This window comes from Flintibacter muris (genome assembly GCF_943192995.1).
In the GTDB taxonomy this organism is placed as follows: domain Bacteria; phylum Bacillota; class Clostridia; order Oscillospirales; family Oscillospiraceae; genus Lawsonibacter; species Lawsonibacter muris.
The window spans coordinates 1-1,414 of sequence record NZ_CALPCP010000117.1; the positions used below are offsets into that span (position 1 = coordinate 1).

The 1,414-nt window shown below is 42.1% G+C and carries 1 protein-coding gene; it reads left to right on the top strand.

What is annotated here, in order from left to right; genetic code table 11:
- Positions 1–145: 145 nt before the first annotated feature.
- Positions 146–1,414 (top strand): hypothetical protein (locus NFS22_RS23565; RefSeq protein WP_251320054.1); only part of this gene is annotated, 1,269 nt, incomplete at its 3' end.

The window sequence follows — 1,414 nt, forward strand, 5'->3', positions numbered from 1 at the left end:
CAGATGCCTTTTTTATTAAAATCCCCCACTTTTTTTGCCAAAAGCACTTGACAAATATATCGAAAAATGCGGCGCTTCGCGCCTGTTAATTAACAAGTATCGTCCGTTTGCGGCGACAATCTTTTTTCGATATGGAGGCGATTTTATGTTACCTGTAAACTGTGGCAGTCATGCCGACTACCAAAACTTTGTTGTTGAAAATCTTCGTAAATATTATCCGAATCCTGATTCCATTTCCCATGACACATGGGACATTATTGATCGTTTTTGGAATCTTGATCTTTCCTACACTGACGAAATGATGCGAAGCAAATATTCCAAGTATGGTCCTGCACCAAGAACTCCTTCCTGCATGCAGCGTTCCTATCTGCTGTCCATTGATTTTAAGGTCACATCTATAACCGAATGGGCTGCCCAGCTTAAAATAAATCCTCTGTATGCCTTTCTTAGCGGTTTTAAAACAGATGATACTCCCGGTGTTGGCACTTTTTACGACTTCTTTTCTAAACTCTGGGATTCAGAAGATAAAAACCTGTCCCCTCACCTTCACAAGTTAAAGGTTCCTGTCAAAAAACCTGACAAAAAAGGATATAAGGCACAGCCTGTTGATAAAACCACTGTTGAACAGTTGCTGGAAACACTTGAAAACCAATCCTTTTCTATTGACGAACAGCCTTACGGCTCTCTTTTTGACCTCTACACAAAAGAATTCCTTCGCAAGTCTCTTGACAAGGGGGTTATTAACAATACACATCTTTCTATCGCCGGAGATGGCACCCCCGTTGTAACCTCTGCTAGAGAACGTAAACACCGTGTCTGTGACTGTGCTTCAAAAGGTATCCATGACTGTGATTGTAAACGTTATTTCTCTCAGCCTGACTGTGATGTCGGATGGGATTCTTCCCGCAGCTGCTTCTACCACGGATATGATCTTTACATGTTAGTTGCTTCTGATTCAGATAGTGATCTTCCGGTTTTTCCCCTGCTGCATCCCGCATCCATGCATGATTCCCATGGATTCCTTCATGCATTTTTCCGGATGAAAAGCTTTCTTCCGGATTTTCATGTAGAAAAACTTCTGCTTGATTCAGCCCATGATGCAATGCCTTATTACCTGTATTGCAGGCGGAAAGGCATTACTCCATTCATTGACTTAAACGAGAAGCGTGGAATCAAAGAAAAATACAAAGATGATTTCACCATCGGCAAAGATGGCATTCCAATCTGTAAAGCCGGGCTGAAAATGAATCATGATGGCACTGAGATTTCAAAAGCAAGGGTGAAATTCAGATGTCCCCTTGCCAGCAGGAAATACGGTTGCTCCTGTAAAACCCCATGCTCTGATTCGAAATACGGACGAACCGTACATCTTGCAATGAAAGATAATCCACGTCTAATAAACATCCCGCCACGT